The sequence below is a fragment of the Klebsiella sp. P1CD1 genome, assembly GCF_003790505.1.
Classification (GTDB): domain Bacteria; phylum Pseudomonadota; class Gammaproteobacteria; order Enterobacterales; family Enterobacteriaceae; genus Klebsiella; species Klebsiella variicola.
This window is the reverse complement of record NZ_CP033631.1, coordinates 593,023-611,543: the sequence shown is the minus strand read 5'-3', so window position 1 is coordinate 611,543 and position 18,521 is coordinate 593,023. Positions and strand designations below refer to the sequence as shown.

Below are 18,521 nucleotides of genomic sequence, written 5' to 3'. Positions count from 1 at the left end.
CCCTTTTTAAAATGATTGCCGGGTGGCGCTTCGCTTCCCCGGCTGCTTAGCCATCAAATGATTAATCGATGCTACGCTGGATTTCGATGATTTCGAACACTTCGATCATATCGCCAACGCGAACGTCGTTGTAGTTCTTCACACCGATACCACATTCCATGCCGTTACGGACTTCGTTAACGTCATCTTTGAAGCGGCGCAGGGATTCCAGCTCGCCTTCATAGATAACCACGTTGTCGCGCAGGACGCGGATTGGGTTGTGACGTTTGATCGTCCCTTCGGTAACCATACAGCCCGCGATGGCGCCGAATTTCGGCGATTTGAACACATCACGCACTTCAGCCAGACCGATGATCTGCTGTTTCAGTTCCGGAGACAGCATGCCGCTCATCGCCGCTTTCACTTCGTCGATCAGGTTATAGATGACGGAGTAGTAACGCAGATCCAGGCTTTCCGCTTCGATAACTTTACGCGCAGAGGCATCGGCACGAACGTTGAAGCCAACCAGAATCGCGTTGGATGCTGCTGCCAGGGTCGCGTCGGTTTCGGTGATACCACCTACGCCGGAACCGATGATCTTCACTTTCACTTCGTCGGTAGACAGTTTCAGTAAGGAATCGGAAATCGCTTCGACAGAACCCTGTACGTCCGCTTTCAGCACGATGTTCACTTCGTGAACTTCGCCTTCGGTCATGTTAGCGAACATGTTTTCCAGCTTAGATTTCTGCTGACGCGCGAGCTTAACTTCACGGAATTTGCCCTGACGATACAGTGCCACTTCACGCGCTTTTTTCTCGTCACGAACCACAGTCACTTCATCACCCGCAGCCGGCACACCGGACAGACCGAGGATTTCCACCGGAATGGACGGACCCGCCTCCAGCACTTCGCGACCCAGTTCGTCACGCATCGCACGCACGCGGCCATATTCAAAGCCACACAGGACAATATCGCCCTTATGCAGAGTACCTTCGCGAACCAGAACGGTAGCCACCGGGCCACGACCTTTATCGAGGAAGGACTCGATGACCGCGCCGCTCGCCATACCGTTACGTACAGCTTTCAGTTCGAGAACTTCAGCCTGCAGCAGAATCGCGTCCAGCAGGTCGTCGATGCCGGTACCGGCTTTCGCGGAAACGTGGACGAACTGGCTCTCGCCGCCCCACTCTTCCGGCAGGATGCCGTACTGGGACAGTTCATTCTTCACGCGATCCGGATCAGCTTCTGGCTTATCGATTTTGTTCACCGCAACCACCACCGGTACCTGCGCCGCTTTAGCGTGCTGGATAGCTTCGATGGTCTGCGGCATCACGCCGTCGTCTGCCGCCACCACCAGAACCACGATATCCGTCGCCTGCGCACCACGAGCACGCATGGAGGTAAACGCGGCGTGGCCCGGGGTGTCCAGGAAGGTGATCATGCCGTTGTCGGTTTCTACGTGGTAAGCACCGATGTGCTGGGTAATACCACCCGCTTCGCCGGAGGCAACCTTAGTAGAACGAATATAGTCCAGCAGCGAGGTTTTACCGTGGTCAACGTGACCCATGATGGTCACGACCGGTGCGCGCGGTTCAGCCGCAGCGCCGGTGTCACGGTCGCTCATTACCGCTTCTTCCAGTTCGTTTTCACGACGCAGGATAACTTTGTGGCCCATCTCTTCGGCAACCAGCTGCGCGGTTTCCTGGTCGATGACCTGGTTAATGGTCGCCATGGCGCCCAGTTTCATCATCGCTTTGATGACCTGAGAACCTTTCACCGCCATCTTGTTAGCCAGTTCACCAACGGTGATGGTTTCGCCGATGATAACGTCACGGTTAACGGCCTGCGCCGGCTTCTGGAAGCCCTGCTGCAGAGCGGAACCTTTACGGTGCTTACCGCCTTTACCACCGCGAACGGCCGCACGGGCTTCTTCACGATCAGCTTTAGATTCAGCGTGTTTGTTGCCTTTCTTCGCCGGACGCGCCGCTTTGCTGCTACGGCTACGGCCGCGACCGCCTTCAACTTCACGATCGTTATCATCTTCAGCCTGACGAGCATGCTGTGACGTAGTGACGTGATAGTCGCTGCTATCTTCCGGGCTGTCTGAGGTTTCAGACCAATTTTTTTCGTTTTCTTCTGCCATACGGCGTGCTTCTTCCGCTACACGGCGCGCTTCTTCTTCAAGTTTGCGGCGTGCTTCTTCTTCCGATTTGCGCTTCAGTTCCGCGGCTTCGTTCTCACGGCGGATCTTTTCAGCCTGGGCGGTTTTGGTCATTTCGTCGGTATGTTGATTGCTCACTTTGTCTTTTTCCGCAGCTTCACGTTTCGCTTTATCAGCGACTTCACGTTTAGCTTGTTCTGCGGCCTCACGTTCAGCTTTTAATTGCGCCTCGCGTTTCGCTGCTTCTTCAGCTTCACGACGGGCCTGCTCTTCCGCTTCACGCTGCGCCTGCTCTTCCGCGGCCAGACGTTCAGCCTCTTGCGGATCGCGTTTCACAAAGGTGCGTTTCTTGCGGACTTCGATTTGTACCGATTTACTCTTTCCACCGGTACCTGGAATATTCAACGTGCTGCGTGTTTTACGCTGCAACGTCAGCTTGTCGGGCGCCGAGCCGTGTTCACGGTTCAGGTGCGTCAACAAAGTTTGTTTCTCTTGCGCGGTCACAGAATCATCAGCCGATTTGCGGATGCCTGCGTCAGCAAATTGCTGTATCAGGCGATCCACAGAGGTCTGAATCTCTGAGGCCAGCGCTTTAATAGTCACATCTGTCATGCTGTTCCTTCCTGCTACAGTTTATTACGCTTCGTCGCCGAACCAACAAATGTTGCGAGCGGCCATGATGAGCTCGCCAGCTTTCTCGTCGGTCATCCCTTCGATATCAGCCAGGTCATCAACGCCCTGCTCGGCGAGATCTTCCAGCGTACAAACACCACGGGCAGCCAGTTTGAATGCCAGGGCACGATCCAGACCTTCCAGATTCAACAGATCATCGGCAGGTTTGTTATCTCCCAGGCTTTCTTCCTGAGCCAGCGCCAGCGTAGTCAGTGCGTTTTTCGCACGCTCACGAAGTGCTTCAACGGTGGCTTCATCCAGACCGTCGATTTCCAGCAGTTCTTTCATCGGCACATAGGCCAGCTCTTCCAGCGAGGAGAAGCCTTCTTCAACCAGCACTGTCGCGAAATCTTCATCAATATCGAGATATTTGGTGAAGGTATCGATAGCGGCATGCGCTTCCGCCTGGTGCTTAGCCTGCAGGTCGTCAACGGTCATCACGTTGAGTTCCCAGCCGCTGAGCTGCGAAGCCAGACGAACGTTCTGACCGTTACGGCCAATCGCCTGCGCCAGGTTGCCCGCTTCTACCGCGATATCCATGGTGTGTTTATCTTCATCCACCACGATAGACGCGACGTCTGCCGGCGCCATGGCGTTGATCACGAACTGCGCCGGGTTATCATCCCACAGGACGATATCGATGCGTTCGCCGCCCAGCTCAGTAGAGACGGCCTGCACGCGCGCACCGCGCATACCGACGCAAGCGCCAACCGGGTCGATGCGCTTGTCATTGGTTTTCACCGCGATTTTGGCACGAGAGCCCGGATCGCGAGCCGCCGCTTTGATCTCCAGCACTTCTTCACCGATTTCCGGCACTTCAATGCGGAACAATTCGATCAGCATCTCAGGTTTGGAACGGGTCACGAACAGCTGGGCGCCACGCGCTTCCGGACGGACAGCGTACAGTACGCCGCGGATGCGGTCGCCCGGACGGAAGTTTTCACGCGGCAGCATATCTTCACGCAGGATCACGGCTTCAGCGTTGTTGCCCAGATCCAGGGTGATGTTGTCGCGGTTCACTTTTTTCACCACGCCGGTGATGATCTCACCTTCGTGCTCGCGGAACTGATCGACCACCATCGCGCGCTCGGCTTCGCGGACTTTCTGCACGATAACCTGTTTAGCGGTCTGCGTGGTGATACGGTCGAAGGTAACAGATTCAATCTGATCTTCGACATAGTCGCCGACGTTCATGCTTTCATCTTCGTAACGCGCTGCTTCCAGCGTGATCTCGCGCGTCGGCTGAGTCACCTCTTCAACAACCAGCCAGCGACGGAAGGTGTCGAAATCGCCGCTCTTACGGTCGATTTCTACGCGAACGTCGATCTCTTGTTCGTATTTTTTCTTGGTGGCCGTTGCCAGCGCGCTTTCCAGCGCTTCGAAAATTTTCTCGCGCGGCAGCGCTTTTTCGTTGGAAACGGCTTCAACAACAGCCAAAATTTCTTTGTTCATCGGGGCCTTTCACCTCAATCCAGACTGTTAAAAGTGGGGAACCAGGTTCGCCTTCTGGATGTTACTCAGCGCGAACACTTCATCTTTGCCTTCGACGGTTACCGTGATCATTTCACCGTCTACCGCTTTGATAATGCCCTGCCATTTGCGACGGTTCTGAACCGCCATGCGCAGCACCAGCGCAACTTCTTCGCCAGTGAAACGTTGGTAGTGTTCGGCGGTGAACATCGGACGGTCGAGACCAGGCGAAGAGACTTCCAGGTTGTAAGCGACAGTGATCGGGTCTTCAACATCCATGACGGCGCTTACCTGGTGGCTCACATCAGCACAATCATCAACGTTGATGCCATCTTCACTATCAATATAGATGCGCAGTGTGGATGTGCGACCGCGAATAAATTCGATGCCGACCAGCTCAAAGCCAAGCGCTTCAACCGGCGCTGTGAGCATCTCTGTCAATTTTTGCTCTAATGTGGACAAACCCACCCCCAAGACATAAAAAAAGGGCGTATAGCCCAGTTATTCTGAAGTCAGATAACAAAAAACCCCGATAAATCGGGGCTTTAGATAACTGAACCCTGAGATCGCCATGGCGATCTGGAACACCTTCCGCAAGAATTCTTTCAAATTCGGCTACGAAGGACACTTAGTCCTCACAGTATATTTGAAAAAGTACTTAATGGGAAAGTGGTTGCGGGGGCCGGATTTGAACCGACGACCTTCGGGTTATGAGCCCGACGAGCTACCAGGCTGCTCCACCCCGCGCCTGAAACGTGGCATATTTTACTCTTATTGAGCAAAAGACGCAAATACTGCTGGGATTTGGTACCGAAGACGGGACATAAAATCGGGGTGAATTGTATCGGCAATTAGTATATTTTGTCAACATGCTTTTTATCGCCCCCGATTGCCGTTTGTGCTGGTATTTCAGGCTTTTTTAGCAAAAAGATGATGAAGCCCTTCCTGTCGCCAGTAAAAGATGGTTAAATGAATACTCACAATTAATGCATAAAAATGCAGTTAAGGTTGTTGAGTCGAACTCACCACAGTCTATCGAGCAGGGTTTTATTTTATGACGACGATTCTCAAGCATCTCCCGGTTGGTCAACGTATTGGTATCGCTTTCTCTGGTGGACTGGATACCAGCGCCGCGCTGTTATGGATGCGCAAAAAAGGCGCCGTGCCTTATGCATATACCGCTAACCTGGGTCAACCGGACGAAGACGACTACGATGCTATTCCGCGCCGCGCGAAAGAGTATGGCGCTGAAGGTGCCCGTCTGATCGACTGCCGCAAACAGCTGGTCGCAGAAGGGATCGCGGCGATTCAGTGTGGCGCTTTCCATAACACCACCGGTGGGTTGACCTACTTCAACACCACGCCGCTGGGCCGCGCGGTCACCGGCACCATGCTGGTGGCGGCAATGAAAGAAGATGGCGTCAACATCTGGGGCGATGGCAGCACCTATAAAGGCAACGATATCGAACGTTTCTATCGTTACGGCCTGCTGACCAATGCTGAACTGCAGATTTACAAGCCGTGGCTGGACAGTGATTTCATCGATGAGCTCGGCGGCCGTCACGAAATGTCCGAATTTATGATCGCCTGCGGCTTTGACTACAAGATGTCGGTTGAAAAAGCCTATTCCACCGACTCCAACATGCTCGGCGCCACCCACGAAGCGAAAGACCTCGAATTCCTCAATTCCAGCGTGAAAATCGTCAACCCGATTATGGGCGTGAAGTTCTGGGACGAAAACGTGAAGATCCCTGCGGAAGAGGTAACCGTACGCTTTGAGCAAGGCCATCCGGTGGCGCTGAATGGCAAAACCTTCGCTGATGACGTCGAGATGATGCTGGAAGCCAACCGCATCGGCGGCCGCCACGGTCTGGGGATGAGCGATCAGATTGAAAACCGCATTATCGAAGCGAAAAGCCGCGGTATTTATGAAGCCCCCGGGATGGCGCTACTGCATATCGCCTACGAGCGTCTGCTGACCGGTATCCATAACGAAGACACAATCGAGCAATACCATGCCCACGGTCGTCAGCTGGGCCGCCTGCTGTATCAGGGACGCTGGTTCGATTCCCAGGCGCTGATGCTGCGTGATTCTCTGCAGCGCTGGGTCGCGAGCCAGATCACCGGCGAAGTTACCCTTGAGCTGCGTCGCGGTAACGACTACTCGATCCTCAATACCGTTTCAGACAACCTGACCTATAAAGCAGAGCGTCTGACCATGGAAAAAGGCGATTCCATGTTTACCGCCGAAGACCGTATCGGTCAGCTGACCATGCGTAATCTGGATATCACCGATACCCGCGAGAAGCTGTTCGGCTATGCCCAGTCAGGCCTGCTGAGCGCCTCCTCAGCAACCGGTTTACCGCAGGTTGAGAATCTGGAAAACAAAGGCAAATAATCGCCTGACGATGTTTGCTCCCCGCCGGCGGCCCTCCGCCGGCTTTTTATTTTTTGTTCCCTGTCAGCGCCAGAAAAATTGAAAAGAGGCATTTTTTCCTTATCGCCCGGTCAGCAAAATTGTTGATTATAATAGCCTCAATTGATTAATTCATATCTGGTGATAAACATCATGAATATTAAACCGCCGATCAGGCCGCAAAAGGCCATTGACCGACTGATCGATGTGCTTGAGCCACACGCGACGCCCGTTAACGCGATCGCCAGAAAAAGACTCACCTGGGAATATAAAGGCAAAACCCAGCTCTTTATTTTTAAAAAAGGCGAGCTATCGATTATTCGGAATTCCGACAAGCTATTGATGGTGACCGTCTATGAGCCCCACCTTTTCGGCGTGGCGGAAATGCTACAGCCCAGCCGCAGCCATAGCCTGCGAGCGGAAGTCTCTTCCGAACTGCTACGCATCGACTATGACCTGGCTTCCGCGCTCTTTCGTCAGCATAACCTGTGGGAGGAGGTGACCAGCCTGCTGGCCTATCATACTTCTTACCTGGTATATCGTGACGATCTGGTCCTGCAACAGCGAACCTATTCAGTGATCCGTAACCATCTGCTGGAAATGATGCTATTAACCGCAGAGACCCGACTGCGCGTGTCTATTCTTGAATATATTCAGGACAGGACCCACCTGTCGCGCAGCAGTATTCTCAATGTCTTGTCAGCATTAAAGAAAGGCGGTTATATTGCTTTCGCCCGCGGCGGTTATTTGCAAAGTATCACCTCACTTCCTGAAAAATTTTGACCGCGTCAGTCACCTTTATTTGTTGTTACTCGCCTCAATGTTGAAAATGTTTAAATTTAAATTAATAAACGCTAACGGTAAAAAAAGAAAAATTTTATGCTGAGCACCTGAATTTACCGGCGGACAACATGTCCCTGGGCTCGACCAGCAGGCAACCACTCACGGCGTTAACCGCCGGGCCTGCACCGGCTCAGGATATGCCCCGGAAATCGGCCAGGCGTGAGCAGCGGTAGCGGGAGTTGACCCCCTCGCCTGCCGTCTGCAGCGACCATAACGATGAGATCCAAGAACCCGTTAATTTTGCCCGAACGCCCGTATCGGGCTTTTTTTTATCTGAAGGAATTCAACAATGAAGTCGATTGCTCCAAAATTGTTTGCCGTGATGATCGCCCTGGGGGCCAGCAGCGCCGTCTGCGCATCCGTTAACCTGCATGGTGAAGCCGGTGCCGAGTTCACCAATCTGTCCGCCAGCTTTGGCGCCGGGGAACCGGGTATGACGTTCAATACCCAGTGGGCTCACAGCGACAATGACGGGGACAGCGTAGGGCTGGGAATGGGCTACAACTTTAACCTTGGACCTTTTCTGATGACGCTGGGCGGTAAAGGCGTCTATCTGAATCCCAAAGATGGTGATGAAGGCTATGCCATCGCCGCTGGCGGCGGCGCAGAGCTGCCCCTCGGCCAGTACTTCACGCTCTTCGGTGAGGGGTATTACTCGCCGGACTCAATGTCCAGCGGCGTCGATGATTATGTGGAGGCCAATGCCGGATTACGTATTAACGTACTCCCGTCTCTGAATATCGAAGCAGGCTATCGTTATATCGATATGGCGGGGAAAGATGGCAATCGTGACAATACCCTTGCCGACGGGGCCTATGCCGGGGTTAATTTCCGCTTTTAATCCTTACACAGGGATTGCTGTCCGGCAGTCCCTGTCTTCTCTCAGCTGGCCAACGGCACGCTTTTCAGCACGCGGTTGATCTCCTGCAGACCGGCAACATTATTCTCTTTACGGTAAACATCATTCATGGACGCCATCTGCTCCAGACGGGTCAGGGCGCCATACACCTGGTACGCCTCACTATGTCTGTCAAACACATCGCGGCGCTCCACATCCTGCAAATAATGATTTTTCAACGAATGGTTAAGGCGACCAATCAGCGCCGTATTGTCCTGGAAATAGCGCGTCACCGCCTGGGCATTATTCGCTGTAGCCCCAGGCTCACTGTGCGATACCGGTACCGTTAGCGCATTAATCGTCTCCACCGTTTGGGAGGGCGATGTTGAACTGCACCCTGCTAAACCGAGCACACCGGCGACGATAAGCAACCCGATCTTGTTCATTATGTCACTTCACCTCTGTTAATTTGACGAGGCGACTTTAACGACAGTAAAAGAAGGGAACCAGCAAAGAGATGTTTATAATTAAATGGCCGGAGGGGACAAAAACAAAAAAAGACGCTTTTCAGCGTCTTTTTTCTGGAATATTGGTACCGAGGATGGGACTCGAACCCACAAGCCCGTTAGGGCACTACCACCTCAAGGTAGCGTGTCTACCAATTCCACCACCTCGGTACAGAATACTTAGTGCGGGATGTCGCTGGTCGGCTGAGCCGGCGCAGTTGGCTGAGTTTGCTCCGTTTTCGGTGCACTCAGGTTATCCCACTCACTTCCTTTACTGGTCTTGTTGCTGTTGATGTTACCCAGCGCCAGACTGATGATGAAGAACAGCGCAGCCAGGATACCGGTCATACGGGTCATGAAGTTGCCAGAACCGCTGGACCCAAACAGTGTGCCGGAAGCGCCTGCACCGAAGGAGGCTCCCATATCAGCGCCTTTACCTTGCTGCAGCATAACCAGACCAACAAGGCCAATCGCTACAATAAGGAAAACAACCAAAAGAGCTTCGTACATAATCAACCTGTTCCTTGCGGATTTGCCGCATACCAAGTGCTTCGACCAATAAAGCGGGACGTTTTAACGTTTCCCACTGAAGCGGGTGTGAATACTAACCAAAGCGAATGACCTTCGCAAGGGCAATTTCGACACATTGTATCAACTGCAGAAAAAAACAGCAAAAAGTCGGTTTTCTATCATAAAAAAGGCGGCAAGCGCCGCCTTTTTAACCACTTAGCCGGCAAGCTTAGACGCTTTTTACCGCTTCGGCGATGCGATGCGCAAACTCGTGCACCTGATCTTCATGCTCGCCTTCTACCATGACGCGGATCAGCGGCTCCGTTCCGGATTTACGCAGCAGGACACGGCCGCGTTTCCCTAACGCTGCTTCCACTTCTGCGGTCACCGCTTTGACATGCTCGTTCTCCAGTGGGTTACCGCTGCCTTCGGTAAAACGCACATTCACCAGCAACTGAGGGAACATCTTCATGCCACTGCAAAGGTCATGCAGACTCATATGGTTACGTACCATCGCCGCGACCACCTGCAGACTGGCGACGATGCCATCGCCGGTGGTGGTTTTATCCAGCAGGATCACGTGGCCTGAGTTTTCCGCACCAATGCGCCAGCCTTTTTCCTGCAGCATCTCCAGTACATAACGGTCACCGACCTTCGCGCGGGCAAACGGGATGCCTAACTGCTTGAGCGCCAGCTCCAGTCCCATATTACTCATCAGGGTACCAACGGCGCCGCCGCGCAGCTGCCCCTGACGCAGCCCTTCCCGGGCGATGATGTAGAGGATCTGGTCGCCATCGACTTTATTGCCTTCATGGTCAACCATGATCACCCGATCGCCATCGCCGTCGTAGGCAATACCCAGATCGGCTTTCTCCGCCAGCACGCGCGCCTGCAACGCACGCACGTCGGTGGCGCCGACCTCTTCGTTGATGTTGAGGCCGTCAGGCTCGCAGCCCATCGCGATAACCTGAGCGCCCAGCTCGCGGAAGACATTGGGGGCAATGTGATAGGTCGCACCGTGCGCGCAGTCCACCACCACTTTCAGCGTGCCGAGGCTCAGTTCGTTGGGAAAGGTGCCTTTACAAAATTCAATGTAGCGCCCGGCGGCATCAACGATACGGCTGGCTTTGCCCAGCTCTGCCGAATCCACGCAGGTGAGTTCTTTCTCCATTTCGGCTTCAATCGCCTCTTCCACATCATCCGGCAGCTTGGTGCCCTCAATGGAGAAGAATTTAATACCGTTGTCGTAGAAAGGGTTATGCGAAGCTGAAATAACGATCCCCGCCTCGGCGCGGAAGGCGCGCGTCAGGTAGGCGATGGCCGGTGTCGGCATGGGTCCGGTGAACGATGCAGAAAGCCCCGCTGCCGCCAGCCCAGCTTCCAGCGCAGACTCCAGCATATAGCCGGAAATACGGGTATCCTTGCCGATGATAATTTTACGCGAGCCGTGGCGCGCTAACACTTTCCCCGCTGCCCAGCCCAGCTTAAGCACAAATTCCGGAGTGATCGGCGCATCGCCGACGCGGCCACGAATACCATCGGTGCCAAAATACTTGCGGTTACTCATAACGTTTTTTTCCCTTAGCGGCGAGGGTGGCTTCCACCACGCGCAGCGCTTCTACCGTTTCTTTGACATCATGGACGCGGATTATCTGCGCGCCCTGCATTGCTGCAATGACGGCACACGCCAGGCTGCCGTTCAGCCGTTCTGACGGCCCGACGTTCAGCAACTGACCTACCATCGACTTCCGCGACATACCAACCAACAAAGGCAGCCCAAAGTGGTGAAATTCACCCAGTCTGGCCAGCAGCTGATAATTGTGGGAGAGATTTTTACCGAAACCGAATCCCGGGTCGAGCAGCAATTTTTCTTTTGCGATCCCCGCCTGCTCGCAGCGCACAATATGTTCTGCAAAAAAGCGCTCGACATCGGCGAAGACATCCTCATATTTCGGCGCCTCCTGCATGGTTTTCGGCTGACCTTGCATATGCATCAGACACACCGGCAGCCCGGTTTCCGCAGCGGCCTGCAGCGCGCCAGGTTCGGTCAGCGAACGAATATCGTTAATGATATGCGCCCCTGCCCGGGCCGATTCGCGGATAACCTCCGGTTTGGAGGTATCCACCGAGATCCACACTTCAAAGCGCTGAGCGATCGCTTCGACAACCGGGATCACCCGCGCGAGTTCCTCTTCTACGCTCACCTCAGCCGCCCCTGGCCGCGTGGATTCACCGCCGATATCAATGATGGTCGCCCCGGCGTTAATCATCAGATTGGCATGCTTCACCGCCTCAACCAGCGAGTTGTGAGCGCCGCCATCGGAGAAGGAGTCGGGAGTCACATTAAGAATGCCCATCACATGCGGATGAGAGAGATCGAGGGTTGAGCCCTGGGCTACAAGTTTCATCACAAAATCCCTGAGACTGAAGAGGTTAAAAAAAGAAAAACCCCGGAGCGGGCGCCCCGGGGTTTTTAAGGTTAAAACAAGACATCAACAGCGGTAGCTTACTTGTCGCCCAGCTGCTCTGACATGGTGTTGCCCGGGTTCGGCGTACGCGGTTCATCAACCGGACGCGGCGCACGAGGCGTGCCATTGTTGTCAGAGTTATTCGAAGAACCCGGTTCTTCCCAACCCGCCGGCGGACGAACATCGCGACGAGCCATCAGGTCGTCAATCTGCGGCGCATCGATAGTCTCATATTTCATGAGCGCATCTTTCATCGCGTGCAGGATATCCATGTTGTCGTTCAGCAGCTGGCGAGCACGACCGTAGTTACGCTCGATCAGCGATTTCACTTCCTGGTCGATGATACGCGCGGTTTCATCGGACATATGCTTCGCTTTCGCTACGCTACGGCCGAGGAAGACTTCGCCTTCTTCTTCCGCATACAGCAGCGGACCGAGTTTGTCGGAGAAGCCCCACTGGGTCACCATGTTACGCGCCAGGTTCGTCGCCACTTTAATGTCGTTGGACGCGCCGGTAGAAACATGTTCCGGACCGTAGATAATCTCTTCCGCCAGACGACCGCCGTACAGGGTGGAGATCTGACTTTCCAGTTTCTGACGACTGGCGCTGATCGCATCGCCTTCCGGCAGGAAGAAGGTCACACCCAGCGCACGACCGCGCGGGATAATCGTCACTTTATGGACCGGATCGTGTTCCGGAACCAGACGGCCGATAATGGCGTGGCCTGCTTCGTGATAAGCGGTCGATTCTTTCTGCGCTTCCGTCATCACCATGGAGCGACGTTCCGCACCCATCATGATTTTGTCTTTCGCTTTTTCGAACTCAACCATCGAAACAACACGTTTGTTGCCGCGAGCAGCAAACAGCGCCGCTTCGTTGACCAGGTTCGCCAGGTCCGCACCAGAGAAGCCAGGGGTACCGCGCGCAATGATCGCCGCGTCGATATCCGGCGCCAGCGGTACGCGACGCATATGCACTTTCAGGATCTGTTCACGACCGCGAACATCCGGCAGACCAACGACAACCTGACGGTCGAAGCGGCCTGGACGCAGCAGCGCGGGGTCCAGAACGTCCGGACGGTTAGTCGCCGCGATAACGATAATACCTTCGTTACCTTCGAAGCCGTCCATTTCAACCAGCATCTGGTTCAGGGTCTGCTCACGTTCATCGTGACCACCGCCAAGACCCGCGCCACGCTGGCGGCCGACGGCGTCGATTTCATCGATGAAGATGATGCAAGGCGCTGCTTTCTTAGCCTGCTCGAACATGTCACGCACACGAGATGCACCGACACCGACGAACATTTCGACGAAATCAGAACCGGAAATTGTGAAGAACGGTACTTTTGCTTCGCCAGCGATCGCTTTCGCCAGCAGCGTTTTACCGGTACCCGGAGGGCCGACCATCAGGACGCCTTTCGGGATCTTACCGCCCAGTTTCTGGAAGCGGCTCGGCTCACGCAGGTATTCCACCAGCTCACCGACTTCCTCTTTCGCTTCGTCACACCCGGCAACGTCGGCAAACGTGGTTTTGATCTGGTCTTCCGTCAGCATACGGGCTTTGCTTTTGCCGAAGGACATCGCGCCCTTCCCGCCGCCGCCCTGCATTTGCCGCATAAAGAAGATCCAGACGCCGATCAACAGCAGCATTGGGAACCAGGAGATGAAGATGGAAGCCAGCAGGCTTGGCTCTTCTGGTGGTTCGCCAATAACTTTGACGTTTTTAGTCAACAGGTTATCGAGCAGCTTCGGATCGTTAACCGGAATGTAAGTCGTGTAACGGTTACTATCTTTCTTGGTAACGTTGATCTCACGTCCGTTGATACGCGCTTCGCGAACCTGGTCCTGATTGACCTCTTGCAGGAAGGTAGAATAATCCACCTTGCGGCCATTCGACTCGCTGGGCCCAAAGCTCTGGAATACTGACATCAGCACAACGGCAATGACCAGCCAGAGTATTAGGTTTTTCGCCATGTCACTCAAGGGATTAACCTCTTATTACAACTGTGTTAAAAACAGCGTCAGGATACTCTATATCCAGTTTCTTTCAAACTTTCGTTTGAAATCTGCCGGTTATGGTTTACGCCCGGTCGCTACAATATACACTTCACGCGAACGAGCGCGGGAAGAGTCCGGTTTACGAACTTTGACCTTCGTAAACAGGGAGCGAATTTCTCGAAGATACTCATCGAAGCCTTCGCCCTGGAACACCTTCACTACAAAACTACCACCTGGCGCTAATACATCACGAGACATTTCAAGCGCCAGTTCTACCAGATACATAGCCCGGGGAATATCCACCGCCGGTGTTCCGCACATATTCGGCGCCATATCGGACATGACAACTTGGACTTTACTGTCGCCCACTCGCTCAAGTAACGCTTTCAGGACTAATTCATCACGAAAATCGCCCTGAAGGAAGTCCACACCAACGATTGGATCCATTGGTAAAAGATCGCAAGCGATGATGCGGCCGCTGTTGCCGATCTGCGTGACCGCATACTGCGACCAGCCACCGGGGGCAGCACCGAGATCGACTATCGTCATCCCCGGCTTAAAAATTTTGTCACTTTGCTGTATTTCATCAAGTTTAAACCAGGCACGGGAACGTAACCCCTTTTTCTGTGCCTGTTGAACATATTTATCGCTAAAGTGTTCCTGAAGCCAGCGGCTTGAGCTGGCAGAACGCTTTTTACCTGTCATTTAACATTCCCGTTCGGGTTCATCGTACTTTACTGCGTAAAAATCGACGCGGTAGTTTGGCGATATATGGGAGATGGCGGTAGAATGACCCGTTTTCAATCCCAACGTAAGCAAAAAAACACGATGAATCTGAGTACTAAACAAAAACAGCACCTGAAAGGTCTGGCACATCCGCTCAAGCCGGTAGTTATGCTTGGCAATAATGGTTTGACCGAAGGGGTACTGGCCGAGATCGAACAAGCGTTAGGGCACCATGAGCTCATCAAGGTGAAGATCGCCTCAGAAGATCGCGAAACTAAAGCCTTGATCGTGGAAGCCATCGTACGTGAAACCGGCGCCTGTAACGTACAGGTCATCGGTAAAACGCTGGTTCTGTACCGCCCAACGCCAGAGCGTAAGATCTCGCTGCCACGCTAAGAATATCCTGAATCTCGACACAACTTTGTGTAAAACGAGGGATTTCTGCGGCCAGGCGAGCAAAATGCCATGCTCCTGACGTTGATAAAAGGCCGCTATGCGGCCTTTTTCCTTTCTTTACAATCTATAAACATCGTAGCGGGAAATACGCCTTACAGGTATTCAACCTTAGTAATTTCGTATTCCACTTCACCACCCGGGGTACGGATAGTCACGACGTCATCCTGCTCTTTGCCGATCAGACCACGGGCGATCGGCGAGTTCACGGAGATCAGATTCTGCTTAAAATCAGCTTCATCATCACCCACGATGCGGTAGGTCTGTTCCTCATCGGTATCGAGGTTGAGCACGCTGACGGTTGAGCCAAAAATTACCCGGCCATTGTTCGGCATTTTGGTGATATCGATCACCTGGGCATTGGACAGCTTCGCTTCAATATCTTTGATACGCCCTTCGCAGAAGCCCTGCTGCTCACGCGCAGCATGATACTCAGCATTCTCTTTCAGATCGCCGTGTTCACGAGCGTCAGCAATAGCGGCAATGATTTCAGGACGACGCACAGACTTCAGATAATCCAGTTCTTCGCGCAGTTTCTCAGCGCCACGTAAGGTCATCGGAATCGCTTGCATTAGTTATACCTCTTTATCATTCCTTCAGGGAACGGAGAGCTCCGCCCCGCCACCTGCCCTGCCCACAGGCAGGACACGAGCAAAAAGAAACCGACCCGGGAAACACTCCCCAGGTCAGCAGCAATTTTTCATTTGATAGGTATTTTACCCCGAAGTTCATTATGGGTCATCGTTTACTTTACTGGGCGTTGCACCGTAGTATGACGGCCTGGCTTCAGGTTGTTAGCGCGAGATTATGCGATTTCCCAGATTTATCATCGGATTGACTGCCGGTATAGCGCTTAGCGCTCAGGCGGCGAATATTGACGAGTACATCAACCAGCTTCCCGCCGGTGCGAACCTTGCCTTTATGGCGCAAAAGGTCGGCGCATCGACGCCGGAAATCGACTATCACAGCCAGCAAATGGCGCTCCCGGCCAGTACGCAAAAGGTTATCACCGCGCTGGCGGCTCTGCTGCAGCTGGGGCCCGATTTCCGCTTTACCACCACGCTGGAAACCAAAGGCTCACTTGACGGCGGCGTGCTGAAAGGCGATCTGATTGCGCGCTTCGGCGGCGATCCGACGCTCAAACGGCAGGATATTCGCAATATGGTGGCGACGCTGAAAAAAGCTGGCGTGCAGCGTATCGAAGGCAATGTGCTCATCGATACCTCGGTCTTCGCCAGCCATGACAAAGCGCCGGGCTGGCCGTGGAACGACCTGACGCAGTGCTTCAGCGCCCCGCCGGCGGCCGCAATTGTCGACCGTAACTGCTTCTCTGTCTCGCTGTATAGCGCGCAGAAACCGGGCGATCTCGCCTTCATTCGCGTTGCGTCCTATTATCCGGTCACCATGTTCAGCCAGGTGCGAACGCTGGCGCGCGGCTCAGCAGAAGCACAGTACTGCGAGCTCGACGTAGTGCCAGGCGATCTCAATCGCTATACCCTCACTGGCTGCCTGCCGCAGCGTAGCGAGCCGCTGCCGCTGGCCTTCGCCATTCAGGACGGCGCCAGCTACGCCGGGGCGATCCTCAAAGCGGAGCTGACCCAGGCGGGGATCACCTATAGCGGCACGCTGTTGCGCCAGACGCTGGCCAATGACCCCGGAACGGTATTAGCCACCACCCAGTCGGCTCCACTGCACGATCTGCTGCGGATCATGCTGAAGAAGTCAGATAACATGATTGCCGACACCGTCTTTCGTACCATCGGCCACGCCCGCTTCGGCGTACCAGGCACCTGGCGGGCAGGATCCGATGCCGTACGCCAGATCCTGCGTCAACAGGCTGGGGTCGATCTCGGCAACACGATCATCGCCGACGGCTCTGGCTTGTCGCGCCACAACCTGATCGCCCCGGCGACCATGATGCAGGTGCTGCAGTATATCGCCCAGCACGATACCGAGCTCAACTTCATCTCCATGCTGCCGCTGGCGGGCCACGACGGGTCGCTGCAATACCGCGCCGGTCTCCACCAGGCGGGCGTGGATGGCAAAGTCTCGGCGAAGACAGGTTCGTTGCAGGGGGTTTATAACCTTGCAGGCTTTATCACTACCGCCAGCGGACAAAAGGTGGCCTTCGTGCAATATCTCTCCGGCTACGCCGTGGAACCCGCCGACCAGCGTAATCGCCGCATCCCGCTGGTCCGCTTTGAAAGCCGCTTGTATAAAGATTTGTACCAGAACAACTAAAACAAAAGGGCCGCATCAGATGCGGCCCTTTTTGATCCAGCGAAGTCAGGATTAGCGTTTGTAGATGAATTCGACGCCTTCTTCGTCGTCTTCGTCCCAGTCGTCATCCCAGTCTTCGTCATCTTCCACTTCGACTTCGGCTTCTTCAAGCTGCTGACGGTGATAGTCGTCCCACATGAACTCGACTTTCTCCGGCTTCTGCTCTTCTTCCACATGCACGATCGGGTTTTCGATGATAAAGGTCATCACGTCCCAGCACAGCTCTTTCACGCCCTGCTGGCTGGCCGCGGAGATCAGGTAGAATTTATCTTCCCAACCCAGCGCTTCGGCAATCGCCTTCGCTTTGGCTTCGGCTTCCGCTTTGTCCATCAGGTCAATCTTGTTAAAGACTAACCAGCGTGGCTTGGAGGCCAGCTTCTCGCTGTATTTCTCCAGCTCGCCAATGATAATGCGGGCATTCTCAACCGGATCGGAACCATCGATAGGCTCGATGTCGATGAGATGCAGCAGCACACGGCAGCGCTCAAGGTGCTTGAGGAAGCGGATACCAAGGCCTGCGCCTTCCGCTGCGCCTTCAATCAGCCCCGGGATATCGGCGACCACGAAGCTCTTCTCGTTGTCCATACGCACCACGCCCAGGCTTGGCACCAGGGTGGTAAACGGATAGTCAGCCACTTTCGGCTTGGCGGCGGAGACCGCGCGGATGAAGGTGGATTTGCCGGCGTTCGGCATCCCCAGCATCCCGACATCGGCCAGCAGCATCAGCTCCAGCTGCAGGTCGCGTTTATCACCCGGGGTACCCATGGTCTTCTGACGCGGGGTGCGGTTAACGGATGATTTGAAACGGGTGTTGCCCAGACCGTGCCAGCCACCTTTCGCCACCATCAGACGCTGACCGTGTTTGGTCATGTCGCCCATGGTCTCGCCGGTTCCCTGGTCGATAACCCGGGTCCCGACCGGCACTTTCACCGTCACGTCTTTACCACGCTTACCGGTACAGTCGCGGCTCTGGCCATTCTGCCCGCGTTCGGCGCGGAACGATTTTTCAAAACGGTAGTCGATCAGGGTGTTCAGGTTCTCGTCCGCTTCCAGCCAGACATCGCCGCCGTCACCGCCATCGCCGCCGTCCGGACCGCCTTTCGGAATATACTTTTCGCGGCGGAAGCTTACGCAACCATTGCCGCCGTCACCTGCTACGACCAGGATCGTTGCTTCATCTACAAACTTCATTTTACTCTCCG

General features: G+C 54.5%; 16 protein-coding genes and 2 tRNA genes. 5 read left to right on the top strand and 13 right to left on the bottom strand.

The annotated features are described in order from the left end of the window. Positions 1-61 precede the first annotated feature (61 nt). From infB to DTA24_RS03025, 4 genes are all read right to left on the bottom strand, one after another. A complete protein-coding gene (infB, locus tag DTA24_RS03040) occupies positions 62-2,752 on the bottom strand; it encodes a translation initiation factor IF-2 (RefSeq protein ID WP_008806629.1) in 2,691 nt (896 codons plus the stop codon). A gap of 24 nt (positions 2,753-2,776) precedes the next feature. Beyond that, positions 2,777-4,264 carry a transcription termination factor NusA gene (gene nusA / locus DTA24_RS03035; protein ID WP_008806630.1) on the bottom strand — a complete coding sequence of 496 codons (1,488 nt, stop codon included), beginning with the start codon at positions 4,262-4,264 and terminating at the stop codon, positions 2,777-2,779. A 27-nt stretch (positions 4,265-4,291) separates the two neighbouring features. Continuing rightward, positions 4,292-4,744 (bottom strand): ribosome maturation factor RimP, encoded by a 453-nt coding sequence (gene rimP / locus DTA24_RS03030; protein ID WP_002918364.1) that lies wholly within the window; start codon positions 4,742-4,744, stop codon positions 4,292-4,294. A gap of 208 nt (positions 4,745-4,952) precedes the next feature. After that, positions 4,953-5,029: transfer RNA gene (locus DTA24_RS03025), tRNA-Met, on the bottom strand. A gap of 307 nt (positions 5,030-5,336) precedes the next feature. On the opposite strand from DTA24_RS03025, the gene argG reads away from it, so the two are divergent. From argG to DTA24_RS03010, 3 genes are all read left to right on the top strand, one after another. Further along, complete coding sequence (gene argG, locus DTA24_RS03020) at positions 5,337-6,680, top strand: argininosuccinate synthase (RefSeq protein ID WP_008806631.1); 1,344 nt, start codon at positions 5,337-5,339, stop codon at positions 6,678-6,680. A gap of 171 nt (positions 6,681-6,851) precedes the next feature. Next, entirely contained in the window at positions 6,852-7,481 is a 630-nt protein-coding gene (locus DTA24_RS03015) for a winged helix-turn-helix transcriptional regulator (RefSeq protein ID WP_012540476.1), read from the top strand. Between the two features lie 349 nt (positions 7,482-7,830). Further along, positions 7,831-8,382 carry a YfaZ family outer membrane protein gene (locus tag DTA24_RS03010; protein WP_008806633.1) on the top strand — a complete coding sequence of 184 codons (552 nt, stop codon included), beginning with the start codon at positions 7,831-7,833 and terminating at the stop codon, positions 8,380-8,382. Between the two features lie 41 nt (positions 8,383-8,423). Here the strand turns inward: DTA24_RS03010 and DTA24_RS27895 are convergent, their stop codons facing one another. The 7 genes from DTA24_RS27895 to rlmE form a co-directional block, all read right to left on the bottom strand. Then, positions 8,424-8,672: a hypothetical protein gene (locus tag DTA24_RS27895; protein WP_162493299.1), complete on the bottom strand. Its 249-nt coding sequence runs from the start codon at positions 8,670-8,672 to the stop codon at positions 8,424-8,426. A gap of 297 nt (positions 8,673-8,969) precedes the next feature. Further along, positions 8,970-9,056: transfer RNA gene (locus DTA24_RS03000), tRNA-Leu, on the bottom strand. A 9-nt stretch (positions 9,057-9,065) separates the two neighbouring features. After that, complete coding sequence (secG, locus tag DTA24_RS02995; protein WP_002918369.1) at positions 9,066-9,395, bottom strand: preprotein translocase subunit SecG; 330 nt, start codon at positions 9,393-9,395, stop codon at positions 9,066-9,068. Between the two features lie 229 nt (positions 9,396-9,624). Further along, positions 9,625-10,962, bottom strand: coding sequence for a phosphoglucosamine mutase (gene glmM / locus DTA24_RS02990; protein WP_002918370.1), 1,338 nt, complete (start codon positions 10,960-10,962; stop codon positions 9,625-9,627). Beyond that, a complete protein-coding gene (gene folP / locus DTA24_RS02985) occupies positions 10,955-11,803 on the bottom strand; it encodes a dihydropteroate synthase (RefSeq protein WP_012540474.1) in 849 nt (282 codons plus the stop codon). The genes glmM and folP overlap by 8 nt, the downstream gene beginning before the upstream one ends. Before the next feature lie 98 nt (positions 11,804-11,901). Beyond that, a complete protein-coding gene (gene ftsH, locus DTA24_RS02980) occupies positions 11,902-13,836 on the bottom strand; it encodes an ATP-dependent zinc metalloprotease FtsH (protein ID WP_008806637.1) in 1,935 nt (644 codons plus the stop codon). Between the two features lie 99 nt (positions 13,837-13,935). Beyond that, positions 13,936-14,565: a 23S rRNA (uridine(2552)-2'-O)-methyltransferase RlmE gene (gene rlmE, locus DTA24_RS02975; RefSeq protein ID WP_008806638.1), complete on the bottom strand. Its 630-nt coding sequence runs from the start codon at positions 14,563-14,565 to the stop codon at positions 13,936-13,938. 123 nt (positions 14,566-14,688) lie between these two features. On the opposite strand from rlmE, the gene yhbY reads away from it, so the two are divergent. After that, a complete protein-coding gene (gene yhbY, locus DTA24_RS02970; RefSeq protein ID WP_002918374.1) occupies positions 14,689-14,982 on the top strand; it encodes a ribosome assembly RNA-binding protein YhbY in 294 nt (97 codons plus the stop codon). A 152-nt stretch (positions 14,983-15,134) separates the two neighbouring features. Here yhbY and greA read toward each other — a convergent pair whose 3' ends face one another. Further along, a complete protein-coding gene (gene greA / locus DTA24_RS02965) occupies positions 15,135-15,611 on the bottom strand; it encodes a transcription elongation factor GreA (protein ID WP_008806639.1) in 477 nt (158 codons plus the stop codon). A gap of 235 nt (positions 15,612-15,846) precedes the next feature. Between greA and dacB the strand changes: the two genes are divergently transcribed. After that, the gene (dacB, locus tag DTA24_RS02960; RefSeq protein ID WP_008806640.1) at positions 15,847-17,280 is read left to right on the top strand and encodes a serine-type D-Ala-D-Ala carboxypeptidase; all 1,434 of its coding nucleotides are present in this window, start codon (positions 15,847-15,849) and stop codon (positions 17,278-17,280) included. Positions 17,281-17,331: 51 nt separating this feature from the next. Here dacB and cgtA read toward each other — a convergent pair whose 3' ends face one another. Then, positions 17,332-18,510 carry an Obg family GTPase CgtA gene (gene cgtA, locus DTA24_RS02955; protein ID WP_008806641.1) on the bottom strand — a complete coding sequence of 393 codons (1,179 nt, stop codon included), beginning with the start codon at positions 18,508-18,510 and terminating at the stop codon, positions 17,332-17,334. Between the last annotated feature and the right edge of the window lie 11 nt (positions 18,511-18,521).